Origin of the sequence: Pseudomonas sp. N2-3-1-14 (assembly GCF_041228395.1) — a bacterium.
In the GTDB taxonomy this organism is placed as follows: domain Bacteria; phylum Pseudomonadota; class Gammaproteobacteria; order Pseudomonadales; family Pseudomonadaceae; genus Aquipseudomonas.
In genome coordinates this window covers 2,102,168-2,121,852 of the sequence record NZ_CP166199.1, presented here as the reverse complement: position 1 = coordinate 2,121,852, position 19,685 = coordinate 2,102,168, and the positions used below count along the sequence as shown (strand labels likewise).

Annotated in this window: 17 protein-coding genes, 4 tRNA genes and 3 pseudogenes; 12 read left to right on the top strand and 12 right to left on the bottom strand. The window is 59.2% G+C overall.

From position 1 onward, the window contains the following. Positions 1-93: 93 nt before the first annotated feature. A complete protein-coding gene (locus AB5I78_RS09915) occupies positions 94-1,011 on the bottom strand; it encodes a LysR substrate-binding domain-containing protein (RefSeq protein WP_145166159.1) in 918 nt (305 codons plus the stop codon). Between the two features lie 183 nt (positions 1,012-1,194). Here AB5I78_RS09915 and AB5I78_RS09910 point away from each other — a divergent pair, with 183 nt between their 5' ends. From AB5I78_RS09910 to AB5I78_RS09880, 7 genes are all read left to right on the top strand, one after another. Further along, the gene (locus AB5I78_RS09910) at positions 1,195-2,715 is read left to right on the top strand and encodes an ABC transporter substrate-binding protein (protein ID WP_145166158.1); all 1,521 of its coding nucleotides are present in this window, start codon (positions 1,195-1,197) and stop codon (positions 2,713-2,715) included. A 105-nt stretch (positions 2,716-2,820) separates the two neighbouring features. After that, positions 2,821-3,738 (top strand): ABC transporter permease, encoded by a 918-nt coding sequence (locus AB5I78_RS09905; protein ID WP_024077467.1) that lies wholly within the window; start codon positions 2,821-2,823, stop codon positions 3,736-3,738. Positions 3,739-3,747: 9 nt separating this feature from the next. Next, positions 3,748-4,650 carry an ABC transporter permease gene (locus AB5I78_RS09900; protein WP_369302644.1) on the top strand — a complete coding sequence of 301 codons (903 nt, stop codon included), beginning with the start codon at positions 3,748-3,750 and terminating at the stop codon, positions 4,648-4,650. A gap of 31 nt (positions 4,651-4,681) precedes the next feature. After that, positions 4,682-5,698 (top strand): ABC transporter ATP-binding protein, encoded by a 1,017-nt coding sequence (locus AB5I78_RS09895; protein WP_369302645.1) that lies wholly within the window; start codon positions 4,682-4,684, stop codon positions 5,696-5,698. Further along, positions 5,695-6,684, top strand: a complete 990-nt coding sequence (locus tag AB5I78_RS09890; protein WP_145166155.1) for an ABC transporter ATP-binding protein — start codon at positions 5,695-5,697, stop codon at positions 6,682-6,684. Before AB5I78_RS09895 ends, AB5I78_RS09890 begins: the two co-directional genes overlap by 4 nt. Then, positions 6,681-8,105, top strand: coding sequence for a M20 family metallopeptidase (locus tag AB5I78_RS09885; RefSeq protein WP_369302646.1), 1,425 nt, complete (start codon positions 6,681-6,683; stop codon positions 8,103-8,105). Before AB5I78_RS09890 ends, AB5I78_RS09885 begins: the two co-directional genes overlap by 4 nt. Further along, on the top strand, positions 8,102-9,256 hold the full coding sequence (locus tag AB5I78_RS09880; protein WP_369302647.1) for a M20 family metallopeptidase: 1,155 nt from the start codon (positions 8,102-8,104) through the stop codon (positions 9,254-9,256). The genes AB5I78_RS09885 and AB5I78_RS09880 overlap by 4 nt, the downstream gene beginning before the upstream one ends. Positions 9,257-9,284: 28 nt before the next feature. Here the strand turns inward: AB5I78_RS09880 and AB5I78_RS09875 are convergent, their stop codons facing one another. The 3 genes from AB5I78_RS09875 to AB5I78_RS09865 all read right to left on the bottom strand — a co-directional run bounded on the left by AB5I78_RS09875 (position 9,285) and on the right by AB5I78_RS09865 (position 11,391). Further along, entirely contained in the window at positions 9,285-9,725 is a 441-nt protein-coding gene (locus tag AB5I78_RS09875) for a hypothetical protein (protein WP_369302648.1), read from the bottom strand. A gap of 47 nt (positions 9,726-9,772) precedes the next feature. After that, entirely contained in the window at positions 9,773-10,237 is a 465-nt protein-coding gene (locus AB5I78_RS09870) for a transketolase (protein ID WP_369302649.1), read from the bottom strand. Positions 10,238-10,374: 137 nt separating this feature from the next. Next, positions 10,375-11,391: a 1-aminocyclopropane-1-carboxylate deaminase gene (locus tag AB5I78_RS09865; protein WP_145166150.1), complete on the bottom strand. Its 1,017-nt coding sequence runs from the start codon at positions 11,389-11,391 to the stop codon at positions 10,375-10,377. Between the two features lie 200 nt (positions 11,392-11,591). Between AB5I78_RS09865 and AB5I78_RS09860 the strand changes: the two genes are divergently transcribed. Then, positions 11,592-12,101, top strand: coding sequence for an Lrp/AsnC family transcriptional regulator (locus AB5I78_RS09860; protein WP_369302650.1), 510 nt, complete (start codon positions 11,592-11,594; stop codon positions 12,099-12,101). Positions 12,102-12,252: 151 nt separating this feature from the next. Here the strand turns inward: AB5I78_RS09860 and AB5I78_RS09855 are convergent, their stop codons facing one another. The 4 genes and pseudogenes from AB5I78_RS09855 to AB5I78_RS09840 all read right to left on the bottom strand — a co-directional run bounded on the left by AB5I78_RS09855 (position 12,253) and on the right by AB5I78_RS09840 (position 13,012). Beyond that, a complete protein-coding gene (locus AB5I78_RS09855) occupies positions 12,253-12,435 on the bottom strand; it encodes an integrase arm-type DNA-binding domain-containing protein (RefSeq protein WP_370004741.1) in 183 nt (60 codons plus the stop codon). A 95-nt stretch (positions 12,436-12,530) separates the two neighbouring features. Further along, positions 12,531-12,596, bottom strand: a pseudogene (locus AB5I78_RS09850) (DUF4102 domain-containing protein); the annotation flags it as partial. Positions 12,597-12,839: 243 nt separating this feature from the next. Next, positions 12,840-12,916, bottom strand: a tRNA-Asp gene (locus AB5I78_RS09845). Positions 12,917-12,936: 20 nt separating this feature from the next. Next, positions 12,937-13,012, bottom strand: a tRNA-Val gene (locus tag AB5I78_RS09840). A 137-nt stretch (positions 13,013-13,149) separates the two neighbouring features. Here AB5I78_RS09840 and AB5I78_RS09835 point away from each other — a divergent pair. Then, positions 13,150-13,405, top strand: a pseudogene (locus AB5I78_RS09835) (TonB-dependent siderophore receptor); the annotation flags it as partial. 152 nt (positions 13,406-13,557) lie between these two features. Here AB5I78_RS09835 and AB5I78_RS09830 read toward each other — a convergent pair. Next, a tRNA-Asp gene (locus AB5I78_RS09830) sits at positions 13,558-13,634 on the bottom strand. 19 nt (positions 13,635-13,653) lie between these two features. Then, positions 13,654-13,729 (bottom strand) — tRNA-Val (locus tag AB5I78_RS09825). Between the two features lie 159 nt (positions 13,730-13,888). Here AB5I78_RS09825 and rdgC point away from each other — a divergent pair. From rdgC to sugE, 3 genes are all read left to right on the top strand, one after another. Then, complete coding sequence (gene rdgC / locus AB5I78_RS09820; RefSeq protein WP_119735561.1) at positions 13,889-14,809, top strand: recombination-associated protein RdgC; 921 nt, start codon at positions 13,889-13,891, stop codon at positions 14,807-14,809. A gap of 165 nt (positions 14,810-14,974) precedes the next feature. After that, a complete protein-coding gene (locus AB5I78_RS09815) occupies positions 14,975-15,940 on the top strand; it encodes a bile acid:sodium symporter family protein (RefSeq protein WP_145166055.1) in 966 nt (321 codons plus the stop codon). A gap of 106 nt (positions 15,941-16,046) precedes the next feature. Next, positions 16,047-16,361, top strand: coding sequence for a quaternary ammonium compound efflux SMR transporter SugE (gene sugE, locus AB5I78_RS09810; RefSeq protein WP_010166396.1), 315 nt, complete (start codon positions 16,047-16,049; stop codon positions 16,359-16,361). A 117-nt stretch (positions 16,362-16,478) separates the two neighbouring features. On the opposite strand, the pseudogene AB5I78_RS09805 reads toward sugE, so the two are convergent. Together AB5I78_RS09805 and AB5I78_RS09800 are read right to left on the bottom strand one after the other, a co-directional pair. Next, positions 16,479-18,333, bottom strand: a pseudogene (locus AB5I78_RS09805) (MFS transporter). 110 nt (positions 18,334-18,443) lie between these two features. After that, on the bottom strand, positions 18,444-19,592 hold the full coding sequence (locus AB5I78_RS09800) for a TDT family transporter (protein WP_369302652.1): 1,149 nt from the start codon (positions 19,590-19,592) through the stop codon (positions 18,444-18,446). Positions 19,593-19,685 lie beyond the last annotated feature (93 nt).

The window sequence follows — 19,685 nt, the reverse complement described above, 5'->3', positions numbered from 1 at the left end:
ATGAGGGACGTAACACCGGACGCATCGCCACGGTCGGCAAGCCCATCAATCGCGTTGCCCTTGAACTCGGCGGCAACGCCCTACTGATGGTGTTCAGCGACGTTTGGCTTTCACCAGCTCAGCAATCAAAAAATCCCTGAACGCTGAAACCGCTGCCGGCAAATTGCGCCCAGCCATGCTCTGCAGTTCGATGCGGCGTGCCTGCATGCCTTCATCAAGGATCGGCACGCATTGCAGCGCCTTGTCCGCCACCTGCTTGTGCAAGGTCATTTCGCTGGCCAGGCTGATAACGCCTTCTTCGCGGACGAAGCTGTAGAGCGCGGCAACGTAATTGGTGGTCAACACCGGGTCGAACAACAACCCCTGTACGCCGCAACAGATGTCAAACAGCTGCCGTATGGTGGTGTCAGCCTTGGGTAACGCAATGGGCCAGGGTTGCAACTCGGCGAGGGTGACCGCTTCACGCCCGGCCAAGGGATGAGAATTGGAGACCACGGCGAAAATCGCCCCGCTCAGGACATGTTCAACCTTGATTTCCTTTTGCGGCGTCAGGCTGAAGGTCATCGCCAGATCGGCTTCGCCGGAACGAACTTTCTCAGTTGCTTGCGCAGGCGCACAGACCTCCAATGTGAAATGAATGCCCTGATACTCACGCCTGAACGCGCTGATGCTCCTGGGCATGTATTCCAGTGCAAATCCTTCCGAGCAAGCAACATGCACATGGCCCCGCCGCAAGCCATGCAGCTCGGTAATTTCCAGCACCACCTGCTCGGCCTCAAGCTGCGACTTGCGCGCATAGGCCGCCAATCGCGCCCCCGCCTCGCTGAGCACCATGCCCCGGGCACGACGCTCAAACAGGCTGGCATCCAGAGCCACCTCAAGCTTGGAAATTTGTCGGCTCACCGCTGATGCCGCTACATTCAGCCGCAATGAGGCTTCGCTGATCGACCCGCATCGCGCGACTTCGAGAAAATAGCGCAGTGCTGTGGACTGCACGCCATACAGTTGCATCGGCGCCTCCAAGGGTTGCCTTTTCGGCAAAGGAAGTATCGAAATATTATTCTTGTGGCATTGATAGCCTTTCCCTACATTCGTGTCCAGACCAAAAAAACCTTGCCTGAGCTTTCATCCTCCTTACGCATTTGCGACCCGCTGCCCTTTGATTCAACCACACTCGCCAACGGAGACGACGGCATGGGCATCAAAGGTTTCGCCTGCAGTATTGCGCTGATGGGCATCATCATCAGTTTTCCGGCTCATGCCGGTAAAGCCAACGACACCTTGGTTTACGCTTCCGACAGCGAGCCTGAAAACATCAGTCCCTATCACAACGATTTACGCGAAGGTGTGATTCTCGGCCGGCTGATCTGGGACAACCTGATCTACCGCGATCCCAAAAGCGGCGAATACAAACCCATGCTGGCCACCAGCTGGAAACAGGTCGACGACACCACCATCGACTTTGAGCTGCGCAAAGGCGTCAAATTTCACAACGGCGACGCGTTCACCGCCGACGACGTGGTGTTCACCCTCAACTACGTGGTGTCGCCCGAAGCGAAAGTCGTTACCGTGCAAAACGTAGACTGGATCAAGAGCGCCGAAAAAACCGGTGACTACAGCGTTCGCCTGCATTTGAAGAAGCCTTTCCCTCCCGCACTGGAATACCTGTCCAACGCCGTTCCGATGTTTCCCAAGCAGTATTTCGAGAAGGTCGGCCTGGCCGAATTCAGTCGCAAGCCCATTGGCACCGGGCCGTATAAAGCCGTGTCGGTGGTGGCCGGCGAAGGCGTGACCATGGAGATCAACAAGGACTACTTCCCGGACAGCCCACAAGGCCAGCCACATATCAGCCACCTCAAGTTCCGGGTGATCCCGGATGCGGAAACCCGCCTGGCCGAGCTGATGACCGATGGTGTCGACTGGACCTGGCGTGTCACCCCGGATCAGGCAGTCGACCTCAAAGGCATGCCGAACCTGACCGTGACCAGCGGCGAAACCATGCGCATCGGCTTCCTGATTCTCGATGCTCGGGGTACCTCCACTGAAAACTCGCCGATGAAGAACCTCAAGGTGCGTCAGGCCATCAACCATGCGATCAACCGCAATGCGCTGGCCACGCAATTGGTGGGTGGCGAAGCCAAACCCCTGCAGGTTGCCTGTTATCCAGGCCAGTTCGGCTGCGATACTACCGCAGCCACGGTCTACAACTATGACCCGGCCAAGGCCAAGGCGCTGCTCGCCGAAGCCGGTTACCCAAATGGCTTCGAGACAGAAATCTTCGCTTATCGCGACCGTGATTACGTCGAAGCCATCATCGGCAACCTGCGCGCCGTGGGCATCAACGCCAAGCTGCGCTACTTGAAGTACGCCGCCCTGCGCGATCAGCAACGTGGTGGCAAGGTACCCATGTCGTTTCAGGCCTGGGGCTCGTTCTCGATCCTCGACACCTCGGCGTCGGCCGGTACCTGGTTCAAGGGCAACCCGGACGACAACATCAAGGACCCACAAGTCCAGGGCTGGTTGCAGACCGCCGACAATGCCCTCGACCCGCAAGTGCGCAAGGACAACTACCGCAAGGCGTTGCAGCGCATCAGCGAACAGGCCTATTGGGCGCCGCTGTTCAACTACTCGATGAACTACGCCTACACCTCCGAACTCGCGTTCACCCCGTACCCGGATGAGCTGCCGCGTTTCGTCGAGTCCACGTGGAAGTAATGCGCAAGCTGGCGGACTGATCCAAAGGTGCCGTAGCGCCTGGACTCGTCCCTGCCACAGACACGTCCTCACACATGTCACCCAATAGATATGAGGAAACTCGCCATGCTTGGATTCCTTCTGCGCCGTCTGGGCATCGCTATTTGCGTTGCCATTACCGTGTCGGTGATCAGCTTTTCTCTTTTGCATCTGTCCGGCGACCTGGCCACTGCCATTGGCGGACCGGAAGCCACTAGCGAACAGATCGAACAGATCCGCGTGCAGTACGGTTTGAACAAACCGCTACCGACCCAGTACTTCAACTGGCTGGGCGATTTGCTACGGCTGGACCTGGGCAATTCATTTTTCTTTCAGGAGTCGGTCTACAACCTCGTCGCCAGCCGCTTGCCGATTACCCTCGGGTTGGGCGCCATGGCATTGGGCATCGCCTTGCTGGTGGCAATTCCCCTGGGCGTGCTGGCCGCGGTCAAACGCGACACCTGGGTTGACCGACTGGCCTTGAGCATTGCGGTGCTGGGTCAGGCAATGCCAAGTTTCTGGTTTGCGCTGATGTTGATCGTGGTGTTCGCAGTGACGCTCAAGTGGCTGCCGGTGTCCGGCAACTCGACCCTGCTGCACTTCGTCATGCCGGCCATTGCCCTGGGCTACTACGCAACTCCGGCAATCATGCGGCTGACCCGCGCCGGCATGCTTGATGTGCTCAGTTCCGATTACATCCGCACCGCCCGCGCCAAGGGCCTGCGCCCTGCCCGCGTGTTGTTCAAGCACGCACTGCGCAACGCCTTGATTCCGGTAGTCGCGCTGGCGGCGGTGGAGTTCGGCTTCATGCTCGGCGGTTCGGTGGTGATCGAAACCGTGTTTTCCCTGCAAGGCATCGGGCAACTCGCCTGGGACGCCATCGCCCGTGACGACTTCCCGGTGGTGCAGGCCGTGGTCCTGCTGATTGCGGTGATCTACATCATCCTCACCTTGCTGGCCGATGTGCTCAACGCACTGCTCGACCCGCGCATTCGCGTGCGCTAGGAGGCTTACATGAGCACCCCCACTACCCTCACGATCAATGACTACCTGCCACCACCGAGCAGCCTGAGCCGAGTACTTGGCAAGAGCTTTCGTCATCGTGGTTTCGCCATCGGCGCGGTGTTGTTGCTCATCATCTTCGCTGGCGCACTGTTCGCGCCGTGGTTGGCACCTTACGACCCTTATGCGCAAGACGTGATGCTGCGCATGAAACCGCCGGTATGGATGGCCCACGGCACCTGGGAATACATCCTTGGCACCGACAAGCTGGGCCGTGATTACCTGTCACGACTGCTCTACGGCGCACGCATTTCGCTGTTCATCGGGATTGCGGCGGCGCTGATTTCCGGCTTTATCGGCACCGTCATGGGGCTGTTGGCGGGTTACTACGGCGGCAAGGTCGATGCGTTTATCAGCTACCTGATCACTACCCGGCTGGCGATGCCGGTCGTGATGGTCGCACTGGCCTCGGCCTCGCTGATGGGCGGCTCGCTGAAAGTGGTCATCGTGCTGCTCGGCTGCCTGTTATGGGATCGCTTCGCGGTGGTGGTCAGGGCTTCTGTGCAACAGATTCGCGATGCTGAATATGTGGCGTCGGCCCAGGCGCTTGGCTGCTCGACCCTGCGCATTCTGGTCAGTGAAATTCTGCCCAATCTGGTCGGTGCACTGATCGTCGTCGCGACGCTGGAAATGGCCCACGCGATCCTGCTGGAGTCAGCACTGTCGTTCCTCGGGGTTGGTGTGCAGCCGCCGACGCCGTCCTGGGGTTTGATGATCGCTGAAGGCAAACCCTACATGTTCTTTTCCCCGTGGGTCATCGCCATTCCCGGCGTCGCCCTGATGATTCTGGTGCTGGGCATCAACCTGGTCGGCGACGGCCTGCGCGATCTGATCCTGCCCGACGGCCGTAACTGATAGACGGCCGTAACTAAAGAGGGTACCGAACATGGCACTACTCCATGTGGAAAACCTGCGCGTGGACATTCCAATGGGCAACAGCCCGACACCGGATGACATGCTGCATGCCGTGCGCGGTCTGAATTTTGAAGTCGAGCGCGGTGAAATGCTGTGCATCGTCGGCGAATCCGGCTGCGGCAAATCCCTGACCTCACTGGCGCTGATGGACCTGTTGCCACGCAAGGCCAAACGCACCGCGTCACGGCTGACGCTGGACGGTATCGACATGCTAAACCAGAGCGAGCGGCGCATGTGCGACCTGCGCGGCAACCGTCTGGCGATGATCTTCCAGGAACCGATGACCTCGCTGAACCCCGCCTACAGCATTGGCGATCAGCTCAGCGAAGTACTGACTCAGCATCGCAAGGTGTCGCGCAAGGATGCCCTGGCTCGCGCCGCGCAGATGTTGGAGAAAGTCGGTATCAGCAATGCGACCGAGCGCTTGCGTCAGTATCCGCATCAATTGTCTGGCGGTTTGCGCCAGCGGGTAATCATCGCCATGGCGTTGATGTGCGAACCGGACCTGATCATCGCAGATGAGCCAACCACGGCACTGGATGTGACTATTCAAGCGCAGATCCTGCGCTTGATTCGCGACATTCAGAAAGAACTCGGCCTGGCGGTGATCTTTATCACCCACGACCTTGGGTTGGTGGCACGGATCGCCGATCGGGTCGCAGTGATGTATGCCGGGGAAATCGTCGAAACCGCCCCTGCCCTGCAACTGTTCGAGAACCCGCAGCATCCTTACACCCGCGGTCTGCTGGCGAGTATTCCAATCCCTGGCCGGACTAAACCGGGTGAGGCGCTGGGTTCGATTCCGGGCCTTGTGCCGAGTCTGGTAGGCGAACAGCAAGGTTGTGCGTTCCGCAATCGTTGCAGCCAGGCGACACCGGACTGCGCGCAAAACATCCCCGAAGTCGAACAGGACGGACACATGGCGCGCTGCCTGCTCGCCGCACCGAACCCGGCACCGATTCGCCTTCAGGAGCGTGCAAGCTCATGAAAAAAGACATCGCTTTAGAGCTGTGTGACATCCGCCGCGAGTTTCGGATCAACAAGGGCTTTTTCAAACCCGCCGCCACCCTGAAGGCCGTGGACGGCGTTTCCCTGCGCCTGATGCGTGGCGAAACCCTCGGTCTGGTAGGCGAGTCCGGTTGCGGCAAAAGTACCCTGGCCAAGATGCTGCTCGGTCTGTTGCCGCCTACCAGCGGCGATGTGCTGGTCAATGGCAAACATCTGGCGGCGACTGATCGCAAGGAAATGTCCCGGCATATCCAGCCGATTTTCCAGGACCCGTACTCCTCGCTGAACCCACGCAAGACCCTGCGCGAAATCGTCACCCTGCCGCTGATCGTGCATGACATCGGCAGCACCGCCGAGCGACGCAAGAAGACCGAAGAGATGCTTGATGTGGTCGGCCTGCCCAAGCGGGTGATCGACAGCTACCCGAGCCAGCTGTCTGGCGGGCAACGCCAGCGGGTGGCGATTGCACGGGCGCTGATCATGCGCCCTGATGTATTGATCTGCGACGAGCCCACATCAGCGCTGGATGTGTCGGTGCAGGCGCAGATCCTCAATCTGCTGCAGGACCTCAAGCGCGAATTCGGCCTGACCTATCTGCTGATCAGCCATAACCTGGCGGTCATCGAACACCTCGCAGACCGGGTCGCAGTGATGTATCTGGGGCGCATCGTCGAAGAACGCACTCGCGAATCGTTGTTCGCCAACCCCGGCCACCCTTATACCCGCGCCTTGCTGGATTCGGTGCTCACGCCCGATCCGCGCCTGGGCATTCCTGAAATCGGCCTGCACGGCACCTTCCCCAACCCCATGTCACCGCCGTCCGGTTGCGCCTTTCATCCGCGCTGCCCGAGCTGCTTCGCCCCCTGCACAACGGCCTATCCGGCCAATGGTCCGCTTATCGGCGGCAACGTGCGTTGCCACCTTCACGACAATTCTGCCCAAACACTGGAGCTTATCCACTCATGAGTCGTTCACTGGCCATCAGCAACACCACAGAGCAATTCGACAACGGCGATTTTTTTAATCTGCTCGAACGTAGCGTCGCCTTGCACACCGAAAGCCAGGCAGCGGATAGCCAGCCCGAGCTGTATCGCTACCTCAATGATTTCATCACCCCGCATGTCGAGGCGATGGGCTTCAGCGTCATGGTCTATAACAACCCGGTGGCAGAACGCGGCCCCTTCCTGATCGCCACACGCATTGAACATCCAGAACTGCCGACCGTGCTCAGCTACGGCCACGGTGATGTGGTGCGCGGCTATGAAGCGCAATGGCGTGAAGGCTTGTCGCCGTGGCAAGTCACGGTCGAAGGCGATCGCTGGTACGGCCGCGGCACAGCGGATAACAAAGGCCAGCACCTGATCAACCTGACCGCGCTGGAGCAAACGCTCAAGGCTCGCGACGGCAAGCTGGGTTTCAATGTCAAGCTGCTGTTGGAAATGGGCGAAGAAGAAGGCTCGCCGGGCTTGAATGCGTTCTGTGCCGCACACAGTAAAGAGCTCGCGGCGGATGTTTTCATCGCCTCGGACGGCCCGCGCCTGGCGGCATCACGCCCGACGATTTTTCTCGGCTCACGCGGTGTATTCAACTTCGAGCTGGTGGTCAATTTGCGCGAAGGCGCTCATCACTCCGGCAACTGGGGCGGGTTGCTGGCCAACCCCGGCATTATTCTGGCCAATGCCATCGCGAGCATGGTCGATGAACACGGTCGGGTGAAAGTTGCGGGCCTGATGCCCGAGACACTGCCGGAGCCGGTTCGGCAGGCACTGGCCGATATTGACGTCGGTGGCGGACCGGGCGATCCGGAAATCGACGCCGACTGGGGTAACCCGCAGCTCTCGCTGAGCGAAAAGGTGTTCGGCTGGAACACCCTCGACGTCATCGCCTTCAAGACCGGCAACCCGGACGCACCCGTGCATGCGATTCCCGGCAAGGCTAACGCCCACTGCCATATCCGCTTCGTGGTAAACAGCGACTACACGACCTTTATCCCGGCTGTACGTGCCCACCTGGATGCTCATGGTTTCAGCAATGTCGAGGTCAAGCAAAGCCGCATCGATGTGATGCATGCCACTCGGCTGGATCCGCAAAGCCCGTGGGTCAGTTGGGCGCTCAGCTCCCTGGCACAGACCACCGGCAAAAAGCCTGCGCTGCTGCCAAACCTCGGCGGCTCGCTGCCCAACGACGTGTTCGCGGACGTGCTCGGCCTGCCAACATTGTGGGTGCCGCACTCGTACCCTGCATGCTCGCAACATGCGCCGAACGAGCACTTGCTGGCACCGGTGGTCAAGGAAAGCCTGCAAATCATGGCCGGGCTGTTCTGGGACCTGGGCAACGACGCGGCACGCCTGACCCAGGAACATCAGTTACGGGAGCGGGCGCAATGAGCGCCTCTGCGCAACAGGCGCTGGACTGGCTGGCTGACCAGCGCCAAGCCATGGAAACGCTGCTGCAGCGCATCGTCGACACCGACTCCAACAGCTATGACAAGGCGGGCGTTGACGCTGTGGGCGCGCTGCTCGCGGCTGAACTGGAAGCCGACGGCATCCTGCTCAAGCGCATACCGGTCGATGGTTTTGGCGACGTGATGCTCGCCGAAGTGCCAGGCGAATCTGGAAAGCCGGTGTTGCTGCTGGGCCATCGCGACACGGTTTTCCCCAAAGGTACCACCACGACTCGCGGCTACAGCCGCGACACCCATTTCGCCTATGGCCCCGGTGTCGCCGATATGAAAGGTGGCCTGGTGCTCAATTGCTTCGCCCTCAAGGCACTCAAGCGCGCCGGTCGGTTGCCCTATCCGGTGCAGGTTCTGTACACCGGTGACGAAGAAATCGGCTCCGGCAGCGCCAGAACCCATATCGAAAAGGCCGCCCGGGCCGCCCGCGCCGTGCTCAATACCGAGCCCGGCCGGGCCAGCGGTAACGTGGTCAGCGCACGCAAGGGCGGTGCCACGCTGATCATCGAAGTCAGCGGCCGCGCGGCACATTCGGGGGTCAACCATGCCGACGGAGCCAGCGCGATCGAGGCCCTGGCGCGCAAGATCGTCAAGCTCCATGCCTTGACCGATTACCCGGCAGGCATCACCACGAACGTAGGCCTGATATCCGGTGGCACCTCCAGCAACACCGTCGCGCCTAGCGCCTGCGCCCGGCTTGACGTGCGCTTCATCGAACTCAAGCACTGGGACCAGATCTTCACCGCAATCCAGGCCATCGTCGCAGAAGAAGAACTGATCGGTACCAGCGCCGTCCTCAAGGAAGCGACAACCTTTCTACCGATGGAAGCACATCACAGCGAACGCCTGCTGCACATCTACCAGCAAAAAGCGCTGGCGCTGGGTTTCAGCGTCGAAGGCGAGTTCACCGGCGGTTGCGCCGACTCCGGATTCACCGCCAGCCTGGGCATTCCAACCCTGTGTGGCCTGGGCCCAGTGGGTGGCAAGGTCCACACTGATCGTGAATACCTGGAACTGGACACGCTGGTGCCTCGCGCCCTGGCGTTGGTGGCGACCATTCTGGCTGTCGGCGACAGCGTTTGAGGTAATGGGTCTCTACGAATCGCCGGGGTCAGGGTATCAGACAGGCCCGTAGGCAACTTCTGCTGGTGTCGGGTATCACTTCAAGGTGGCGCGAATGGCTCACTCGGGCGAGGCTTTTAACCTGTTCTACTGCCGCAATGACGGAACGTTCAGCCGCCTCGTCGGGTGTTATCGGGTAGATGCATGACTGACCAATGGAAAGGTCATGCAATAAACGCTCATCAAGTTCACCGAGTACCACAAAGCAGTAGTCACTCTTGGCCACTCGCACTTCGACGCGTTTGCCAGGCGCGGTGTTCACCGTATCGACATGGATCAGCGCAACATTGTCAAAACAGCTGAAACCCTGATGGATCAAATCAATATGGTCGCTATCAAGTCCGCACACGATGACCACGATACGCGTGCAACTTGAAGGCTCGCGCACCCACTTCATTGCGTGGGTACGGCAATCGGCAGCTTGGCTCATATGCGTTGCCTTTCTTGTTGCAACAGGCGGGTTGACGAGGGCATTGGTTAAATCACGCCCCGCGCCTGCAGCAGGCTTTTGGCCAGGCTGCGGGCCGCCGATAACACCTCTTCAACCTGTTGATCCATCGCCGCCGTGGATGAGGCTATTTTTCCAAGTTCGACGACGCGCAGCGGGTGGCCGCAGACGGATCCCAGCCAGGTCAGGCCAGACACCATGCCAACTTCGACATCCAGTAAAAAGCTTCCGTGGGAGACGGAGCACAACAGTTGGCTGACGAAACACGCATCGCCCCCGGCAGAGTTCTCCGGGCTAGACCCCGCCCGTAACCAGTCGACCCTCAACGCCTCGGATTGCTTGATGACTAGGTAAGCCACCTGGTCCCAGTCATCTATCGCTACGTGCAGCTTGTCGATCATGTATTGGGGCAACGCGGCGCTGGTAACGATGACCACTCCGGCATCCGCCGAAGGTTGCTTGATCCAGACTGCAGATTGCGATATCGCATGCATGGCGGTACTCCCGGCGGTTTGGTAGGAGCCACTTGCTCCGGACGGCGATCTGACGATGAGGTCGTGACATTCAATATTGATGCCGACTGACCCACCGCTTCGTGAACAAGCTCGCTCCTACAGGTGATTGGCGTTAATCAGCCGTTGCGGAACAGGAAGCTATAGGCATTCAGCGCAGGCGCCCCACCCAGGTGCGCGTAAAGCACTTTCGAACCTTCGGGGAACTCGCCACGGCGGACCATTTCAATCATCCCGTGCATGGATTTGCCCTCGTACACCGGATCGGTCAGCACACCTTCCAGGCTCCCGCACAGGCGAATGGCTTCCAGCGTACCGTCGTTAGGCAAACCGTATTCCGGATAGGCGAAGCGTGTGTCGAGCACCACATCCTCTTCGGTGATCTCGCGGCCCAATTCCACCAGTTCTGCGGTGTGCCGGGCGATACGCAGGATCTGTGCCTTGGTTTTCTCTGGCTTGGCCGAGGCATCAATGCCGATAACGTTCTTCGAACGGCCGTCCGCGGCGAAACCGACGACCATACCGGCCTGGGTACTGCCGGTCACGGAGCAGACCACGATGTAGTCGAACTTGAACCCCAGTTGTTTTTCCTGCTCCCGTACCTCCTCGGCAAAGCCGACAAACCCAAGGCCGCCGTAGGGATGTTCGGAACACCCCGCAGGGATCGGAAAGGGTTTGCCGCCCCGCTCCACCACATCGTTCATGGCCTTCTCCCAGCTGGGCCGGATGCCAATGTCGAACCCGGCGGCGTCCAGCCGTACATCCGCACCCATGATGCGCGACATCTCGATATTGCCGACGCGGTCATACACCGCATCGGAGTAGTTCACCCAGTTTTCCTGGACCAGCACACACTTCATGCCCAGATGGGCAGCGACGGCGGCGACCTGACGGGTCTGGTTCGACTGTATCCCGCCGATGGACACCAGGGTGTCGCAGCCCTGTTCGAGTGCTTCGGGAATCAGGTATTCGAGCTTGCGCGTCTTGTTGCCGCCAAAGGCCAGGCCACTGTTGCAGTCTTCGCGTTTGGCATACAACTCGACCTTGCCGCCCAGGTGTTCGCTGAGGCGTTTCAAGGGCGTGATGGGAGAAGGACCGAAGGTCAGCGGATAACGTTTAAAACGATTCAGGTTCATGACTCTGCTCCTTGTTTATTGAGTATCAAAGCGCCAGACCGAAAGGCAAAAGAGGCTGCGTTCCAGGCTCTTTCAGGGGGCTTCGATGAGTTCAATATTAAGAAGAGTTCGAAAAATATGTGTTGCAAATTTCTATTAGATAAAGAAACATAATTTTTCATAAGAAACACTAAACATACTTTAATTGCGTATAAATCCATATGAACGCAACAAATATTCAAGTGAAGCAGGGCAAAACAGTCCCGTTGCCGCAGCCGCTGGATCGAACCGACCGCGCCATTCTCAAGACCCTGCAGCGAGATGCTTCCATCTCCAACGTGGCGCTTGCAGAGAAGGTGAAATTGAGTGCACCGGCCTGCCTCAGGCGCGTCGAACGGCTCAAACAGGCCGGCCTGATCAAGGGCATCGTCGCCCTGCTGGACAATGAAGCGCTGGATGCGGGGATGGTGGTCTTGATCGGCGTGGTACTGGACCGCTCCACACCGGAATCCTTCGCTGCATTCGAGGCGGCGGCACAAAAAGTGTCCGGCTGCATGGAGTGCCATGTGGTGACAGGGGAGTTCGACTACTTCATGTTGCTGCGCACCAAGGACAGCAACAGTTTCAACCGGCTCCATGCGGAGCAATTGCTTTACCTGCCCGGGGTTCGCCAGATTCGCTCGTTCATGGGGTTGCGCCAGGTCTTGTCGACAACCCACATTCCCCTTTGAGGTTCAAATTAGCCCGAGCACCCGTCGGTCAGCAATCCGGTGTCCCAGAAATATCAGCGCCCATCAAAGAGCGACGTGATGTCCGCATCCAATAGCAGGTCAGCTGTCGACCCTTGGCCAAAGAAGACACATAAAGAAGCCTTACTTTTCGTCAACTTTTTACTTCGGAACTCATGCCAGCGATAGGCAACCGCTTCAAACGTATTGTTGGCGGCGTGAGAGGCTTTCTGCCGCTCGGCGCGACGATGGAGCGGGGATCGATATTGTTGGCCACCAGCGCACGTGCCGCCTCCCTCCGCTGGCGAGCCTCCTTGAGACTGACGCCTGGATAGATGCCGAGGGAAATACGCCATTGCTTGTCATCCCAATAGAACGGAAATGCCAGCGCTTCGAACCTGTCGGTGGCACTTGCATAGATAAGCCATCCCCATCGGTTAACGTATAAGGCTTGCTGGCAGGCTTGGCTTGCTTGATCGCTGTATCTGTCAGCGCCATCAGACACCTCCTTTTGCATCAAGGAGGGGAATACAACTCAGCGGTAGACGGACCAATACGAAAATTGATGCGCAAGGAATCTTAAAAGGCTGTGCCAGCGGTGTACTTAAATGTGTACTTAAAAACCGTGGCTGGGGATGGATTCCAGTGGAATTCAGTGGAATTCAGAAAACGAAAAAAGCGGCTCAAGGCCGCTATTTCCGTGGCTTCCAGGCGCTCAGTGGGCCTTAGTGGAAGCAAATATGGCGCAGCGGACGGGACTCGAACCCGCGACCCCCGGCGTGACAGGCCGGTATTCTAACCGACTGAACTACCGCTGCGCGTAACACTTTGAAGCGAATGGTGGGTGATGACGGGATCGAACCGCCGACCCTCTGCTTGTAAGGCAGATGCTCTCCCAGCTGAGCTAATCACCCTTCACTTTCGGTGTGGGCGGCATCATACACCAAAAATTCGCAATGTCTTGATTTAAATGCACTTTATTTGAAATATTTTCTCAAGCGCAGCGCACGCCCCGGAAAACCGGGCTTCTGGCCCGCAAACTCAAGTGTATTGCGAGTTAGGCCCCAAGGCAGATTTCTTCGACGGACGCCTGAGCGCCAGCGCGGCCTATTTCGAAATCCACGAAAACAATCGAAGGCGGTGACCAAGGTTATGAGCTGGAAATAACTGGCGAACTGGCGCCGGGCTGGCAGTTGCAGGCCGGCTATACCCACAAGATCGTGCGTGATGACCAGGACGCAAAAATCTCCACCTACAAACTCAAGGGCAACCTGGACAAGTTGACCGTCGGCGGTGGCGTGCGCTGGGATTTCTAACCGGCCAATAAAAAACGCCGCCGATCATCGGAAATGATCGGCGGCGTTTTTTGAGGTTTCGCACACCCCAGACAGCAAAAAGCCCGCTCAATGAGCGGGCTTTCCGTGGTGACCTGGCGTTCAGCGTTCCAGGTTACCGAATATGGCGCAGCGGACGGGACTCGAACCCGCGACCCCCGGCGTGACAGGCCGGTATTCTAACCGACTGAACTACCGCTGCGCGTAACACTTGAAGCGAATGGTGGGTGATGACGGGATCGAACCGCCGACCCTCTGCTTGTAAGGCAGATGCTCTCCCAGCTGAGCTAATCACCCTTCGTTTCGGTGTGGCGCGCATTCTACGGAGCGACCCTAGGTCTGGCAAGCACTTTCTTAAATCTTTTTTTTCAGCCCTTCCAATGGCTTAGGCAGGGTTGGCCTCGAGCGCTATCAAGAGAATAATGCCCCCCTTTGTATAAAGGAGAGACTCACCCCATGTGGTTCAAGAACCTGCTTATCTATCGCCTGACCCAAGATCTGCCTGTTGATGCCGAGGCGTTGGAAGCGGCCATGGCCACCAAACTGGCGCGCCCTTGTGCAAGCCAGGAGTTGACCACTTACGGTTTCGTCGCCCCTTTTGGTAAAGGTGAAGACGCTCCCCTGGTTCACGTCAGCGGTGACTTCCTGCTGATCGCCGCGCGCAAGGAAGAACGCATCCTGCCGGGTAGCGTGGTGCGCGACGCAGTCAAAGAGAAAGTCGAAGAGATCGAAGCCGAGCAAATGCGCAAGGTCTACAAAAAGGAGCGCGACCAGATCAAGGATGAAATCATCCAGGCCTTCCTGCCGCGCGCCTTTATCCGTCGCTCGTCGACCTTCGCCGCCATCGCGCCGAAGCAAGGCCTGATCCTGGTCAACTCAGCGAGCCCCAAGCGCGCCGAAGACCTACTGTCGACCCTGCGTGAAGTGATCGGCACCCTGCCGGTTCGCCCGCTCACGGTAAAAACCGCGCCAACCGCGATCATGACCGACTGGGTCACCACACAGAAACCGGCCGATGACTTCTTCGTCCTCGACGAATGCGAACTGCGCGACACCCATGAAGACGGCGGCATTGTGCGCTGCAAGCGCCAGGACCTGACCGGTGAAGAAATCCAGCTGCACTTGACCACCGGCAAAGTCGTGACCCAACTGTCACTGGCCTGGCAGGACAAGTTGTCCTTCATGCTCGACGACAAGATGACCGTCAAGCGCCTGAAGTTCGAAGACCTGCTGCAAGACCAGGCCGAACAGGACGGCGGCGACGAAGCCCTGGGCCAACTGGACGCCAGCTTTACCCTGATGATGCTGACGTTCGGCGAATTTCTGCCGGCATTGGTTGAAGCGCTGGGCGGCGAAGAAACCCCACAAGGCATCTAAACGCAACACAGGCCTTTACGGACACGGTCAATGTGGGAGCTGGCTTGCCTGCGATAGCATCACCTGGGTGTTACTGACAAACCGAGGTGCCTGCATCCCAGGCAAGCCAGCTCCCACATTTGATCGCGCTGCTCCCCCGAACACTCTAATAACAAGGACATCCCCATGCGCGCACTCGCCGCCTTGAGCCGCTTCGTCGGCAATACCTTCGCCTACTGGGTGTTGATTTTCGCGGTGCTCGCCTTCCTCGAGCCCGGCTGGTTCATTGGCCTGAAAGGCGCCATTGTGCCGCTGCTGGGCCTGGTGATGTTTGGCATGGGGCTGACCTTGAAACTTGAAGATTTCGCCGAGGTTGCCCGCCATCCGTGGCGCGTGGCCCTGGGCGTGGTCGCGCACTTTGTGATCATGCCGGGCGTGGCGTGGTTGCTGTGCCAGGCCTTCCACCTGCCGGCGGAAATTGCCGTCGGCGTGATCCTCGTCGGGTGCTGCCCAAGCGGCACCTCGTCCAACGTGATGACCTGGCTGGCCCGTGGTGACCTGGCGTTGTCGGTGGCGATTGCCGCCGTTACCACCCTTCTCGCCCCACTGCTCACGCCGGCGCTGATCTGGCTGCTGGCGTCGGCCTGGCTGCCGGTGTCGTTCATGGAGTTGTTCTGGTCGATCCTGCAAGTGGTGCTGCTGCCGATCGTGCTCGGCGTGGTCGCGCAACGGGTGCTCGGCGAACGCGTGCGCCATGCGGTGGACGTGCTGCCATTGGTGTCGGTGGTGAGCATCGTGATCATCGTTGCGGCCGTGGTGGCGGCGAGTCAGGCCAAGATCGCTGAATCAGGCCTGTTGATCATGGCCGTGGTGATGCTGCACAACAGCTTCGGCTACTTGCTGGGTTACTTCACCGGCCGGTTGTTCAAACTGCCACTGGCCCAGCGCAAGTCGCTGGCACTGGAAGTCGGCATGCAGAACTCCGGGCTGGGCGCCGCGTTGGCCAGTGCGCATTTTTCGCCATTGGCGGCGGTACCCAGTGCGCTGTTCAGCGTCTGGCACAATATTTCCGGGGCGTTGCTGTCGACTTACTTCCGCCGCATGAGCGAAAAGGAAGACCGCCGCGTACTGGAAAACACGCCGCAAACTTGATCACCAGATCGATATTGGGCACTCTACCGAGCTTCGCGGGGACGACCCCGCGACGCTGTCGAGCGCTATTCCAGGGGACGACCCCACTTTTAGAAGAGAGGTCATCATGTCCTGGATCATCCTGTTTTTTGCCGGGCTGTTTGAAGTGGGCTGGGCGGTCGGTTTGAAGTACACCGATGGTTTCAGCAAGCCATTGCCCACCGCCCTGACGATTGCCGCCATGGCCATCAGCCTCGGCCTGCTGGGCCTTGCCATGAAAGAACTGCCGCTGGGCACCGCCTATGCCATCTGGACCGGTGTCGGCGCGGTGGGCACGGTGATCGCCGGGATCATCCTGTTTGGCGAGTCCATGGCGTTGTTCCGACTGGCCAGTGTGGCGTTGATTATCTGCGGGCTGATTGGCCTTAAGATTAGCGCCTAATTCACTGTCGCTATCGCAGGCAAGCCCGCTCCCACATTAAACCGCGTTCGCTTGAACAACTCGGTCAACTGTGGGAGCGGGCTTGCTCGCGAAGAGGCCCGGACAGTCAGTAAAAAACTACCTGACACTCCCGCGCAACACCCCCACCCGTTCCTGCAACTGCGCAGGCGTCGCCGCCTCGACCGTCACCGGCTCACCCGCCACCAGCACCACCCGCGACCAGATCCGGTGAAAGAACCCCTTGTTCGGATCGCGACTGAAAAAACTCCCCCACAAGCCCTGCAACGCCATGGGAATCACCGGCACCGGCGTCTCTTCCAGAATGCGCGTCACGCCCCCGCGGAACTCATTCATCTCACCGTCCCCGGTGAGCTTGCCTTCCGGAAAAATGCACACCAACTCGCCCTCCTTCAAGTACTGAGCAATCCGCGCGAAGGCCTTTTCGTAGATCTGGATATCCTCGTGACGCCCGGCAATCGGAATCGCCCCCGCAGTGCGAAAGATAAAATTGAGCACCGGCAAACGGTAGATCTTGTAGTACATGACAAAGCGAATCGGCCGACGCACGGCACCGCCGATCAACAGCGCATCGACAAACGACACGTGGTTGCACACCAGCAACGCCGCGCCCTCATCCGGAATCAGCTCGAGGTTGCGGTGCTCCACGCGGTACATGGAATGGCTGAGCAGCCAGATCATGAAACGCATGGTGAACTCGGGGACGATCCTGAAGATGTAGGTGTTGACCGCGATATTGAGCAGCGACACCACCAGGAACAACTCGGGAATCGACAGCTTGGCCACGCTCAACAGCAGGATCGACACGATGGCCGACACCACCATGAACAGCGCATTGAGAATGTTGTTGGCCGCGATCACCCGCGCACGCTCGTTTTCGGCGGTGCGCGACTGGATCAGCGCATACAGCGGCACGATATAAAAGCCGCCGAACACGCCCAGGCCGAGGATATCGAACAACACCCACCAGGCCTGGCCGTAGCCGAGTACGCCGAGCCAGTCATGCTCCTGAGCACTCTGCGGGAAGCCGCCGGAGTGCCACCACAGCAGCAGCCCGAACACTGTCAGGCCAAATGAGCCAAAGGGCACCAGGCCGATTTCCACCTTACGCCCGGAGAGCTTTTCACAGAGCATCGAGCCCAGGGCGATACCGACCGAGAACACCGTGAGGATCAAGGTCACCACAGTTTCGTCGCCGTACAACCACTCCTTGGCGTAGGCCGGGATTTGCGTCAGGTAGATCGCGCCGACAAACCAGAACCACGAGTTGCCGACAATCGAACGCGACACCGCCGGGGTCTGCCCCAGGCCAAGGCGCAGGGTGGCCCACGATTCGCTGAATATGTTCCAGTTCAGGCGCAGTCCTGGGGTAGACGCCGCCGCGCGCGGAATGCTGCGGCTGGCCAAGTAACCCAGCACTGCCACACCGACAATTGCCACGGCCACGACCGGTGCGTAATGGGTCGAAGACATCATGATCCCGGCGCCAATGGTGCCGGCCAGGATCGCCAGAAACGTGCCCATTTCCACCAGACCGTTACCGCCCACCAATTCATCGTCGTGCAGGGCCTGGGGCATGATCGAATACTTCACCGGCCCGAACAGCGCCGAGTGCGTGCCCATGGCAAACAGCGCCAGCAGCATCAGCTCCAGGTGATTGAACAGGAACCCGGTGGCGCCGACGCTCATGATCACAATCTCACCGATCTTGATCGCGCGGATCAACGCGTCCTTGTTGAATTTCTCGCCGAATTGCCCGGCCAGCGCCGAGAACAGGAAGAACGGCAGGATAAACAACAACGCGCACAGGTTGACCCAGATCGAGCGGTCACCGTCGATGGTGAGCTTGTAGAGAATGGCCAGGATCAGCGATTGCTTGAAGATGTTGTCGTTGAAAAGCGCCCAGCAAACTGGGTGATGAAAAAACGGCAGGAAAGCGCCGTGTGCGCAGCAAGGTAAAATTGTGAGGGGTGGCTCATCGTCCGTGTTCCTGCGTGGGCCTGGTAGGCTTGATTGCCGGTTTTTTTATAAAAAAGACAGGCCACGGACTTTACCTAATCCCGCTTACTTATTCCCTAGTCCTGCAATGCATGGCGATACAAAAAGCTCCCCTTTATAGGCGCCCTGCACAGTGCGCGTGGCAACGATCAGCCACATCAGTGCCAACGCCACCACCAGCACGCACCCGAACACACTGAAGAAACCCAGGTGCAGCAGGTTCGCAAGCTTCAGTGTGGCCAAGGCATAAACCCCCAGCGGGAAGGTAAAACCCCACCAGCCCAGATTGAACGGAATGCCGGCGCGCAGGTAACGCAGGGTGATCAACACGGCGATCAGCATCCACCACAGGCCAAAGCCCCACAGGGTAATGCCGGCCACCAGGCCGAGGCCGTTGGCCATCTCCCCTGCGCCTGGCAAACCATTGGCCGCGAAGATCGCCGGTGCGTCGCCGCCCAGCAGCAACATGCCCAATGCACCGGTGCCGATAGGGCCGAGGGCCAGCCAGCTGGACGCGGCCATGTTGGCGTGAGGCAGTTTGTGCAAGGCCATGCGCAGCATCAGGATGGTCAGGATGCTGAAGGCTACCGGCAGGGAAAACGCCCACAGCACATAGCTGGTCACCAGCATCACCAGTTGCGAGTGAGCGTCGGCCAGGTGCGGCGCCAGCAGGCCACCGCTGGCGGCAGCGACTTCAGCGGCGACCACCGGCAACAGCCACACGGCGGTCATCTGATCGATGCTGTGCTGCTGACGCGTGAACATCATGAATGGGATCAGCACGCCGCAGGCCAGGGCCATCGCCACGTCCAGCCACCATAAGGCTTCGGCCAACGGCACCACATCGGCGCCCCAGCGCGGCAGCCCAAACAGCAGCAAGCCGTTGATAATCGTCGCCAGGCCCATGGGGATGGTGCCAAAGAACATCGAGACGGTGGAGTGCCCGAAAATCCGCCGCGCCTCGTGGAAAAACATCAGCCAGCGGGCCGCGTACAACACGCTGAACAGCACGAACAGGCCGACGGTGAACATCCACAGCCCTTCGGCAATGGTGTGCAAGCCGGGCAAGCGGGTCGGCACTTGGGCCAGCGCAAGGGCCAGGACGCCGGTGCCCATGGTGGCGGCAAACCAGTTGGGCGTGAACTGACGAATCACTTCCCGTGGACGGGCCAGGTGACTGAAGGGTTTGTAGGTAATGGCAGTTGAGCAGGTCATGTTGGCAATCCTCTTCCTCGCATGAGGTTGAGACCATCATAGAACCGGATTGAATATCTATATAACGGGTAATATCTCTATCTGTTATCTACT

Excerpts from the sequence above, each read along its gene's own strand:
- AB5I78_RS09915 (WP_145166159.1), bottom strand. The coding sequence starts at position 1,011 with ATGCAACTGTATGGCGTGCAGTCCACAGCACTGCGCTATTTTCTCGAA.
- AB5I78_RS09910 (WP_145166158.1), top strand. The coding sequence starts at position 1,195 with ATGGGCATCAAAGGTTTCGCCTGCAGTATTGCGCTGATGGGCATCATC.
- AB5I78_RS09905 (WP_024077467.1), top strand. The coding sequence starts at position 2,821 with ATGCTTGGATTCCTTCTGCGCCGTCTGGGCATCGCTATTTGCGTTGCC.
- AB5I78_RS09900 (WP_369302644.1), top strand. The coding sequence starts at position 3,748 with ATGAGCACCCCCACTACCCTCACGATCAATGACTACCTGCCACCACCG.
- AB5I78_RS09895 (WP_369302645.1), top strand. The coding sequence starts at position 4,682 with ATGGCACTACTCCATGTGGAAAACCTGCGCGTGGACATTCCAATGGGC.
- AB5I78_RS09890 (WP_145166155.1), top strand. The coding sequence starts at position 5,695 with ATGAAAAAAGACATCGCTTTAGAGCTGTGTGACATCCGCCGCGAGTTT.
- AB5I78_RS09885 (WP_369302646.1), top strand. The coding sequence starts at position 6,681 with ATGAGTCGTTCACTGGCCATCAGCAACACCACAGAGCAATTCGACAAC.
- AB5I78_RS09880 (WP_369302647.1), top strand. The coding sequence starts at position 8,102 with ATGAGCGCCTCTGCGCAACAGGCGCTGGACTGGCTGGCTGACCAGCGC.
- AB5I78_RS09875 (WP_369302648.1), bottom strand. The coding sequence starts at position 9,725 with ATGAGCCAAGCTGCCGATTGCCGTACCCACGCAATGAAGTGGGTGCGC.
- AB5I78_RS09870 (WP_369302649.1), bottom strand. The coding sequence starts at position 10,237 with ATGCATGCGATATCGCAATCTGCAGTCTGGATCAAGCAACCTTCGGCG.
- AB5I78_RS09865 (WP_145166150.1), bottom strand. The coding sequence starts at position 11,391 with ATGAACCTGAATCGTTTTAAACGTTATCCGCTGACCTTCGGTCCTTCT.
- AB5I78_RS09860 (WP_369302650.1), top strand. The coding sequence starts at position 11,592 with ATGAACGCAACAAATATTCAAGTGAAGCAGGGCAAAACAGTCCCGTTG.
- rdgC (WP_119735561.1), top strand. The coding sequence starts at position 13,889 with ATGTGGTTCAAGAACCTGCTTATCTATCGCCTGACCCAAGATCTGCCT.
- AB5I78_RS09815 (WP_145166055.1), top strand. The coding sequence starts at position 14,975 with ATGCGCGCACTCGCCGCCTTGAGCCGCTTCGTCGGCAATACCTTCGCC.
- sugE (WP_010166396.1), top strand. The coding sequence starts at position 16,047 with ATGTCCTGGATCATCCTGTTTTTTGCCGGGCTGTTTGAAGTGGGCTGG.
- AB5I78_RS09800 (WP_369302652.1), bottom strand. The coding sequence starts at position 19,592 with ATGACCTGCTCAACTGCCATTACCTACAAACCCTTCAGTCACCTGGCC.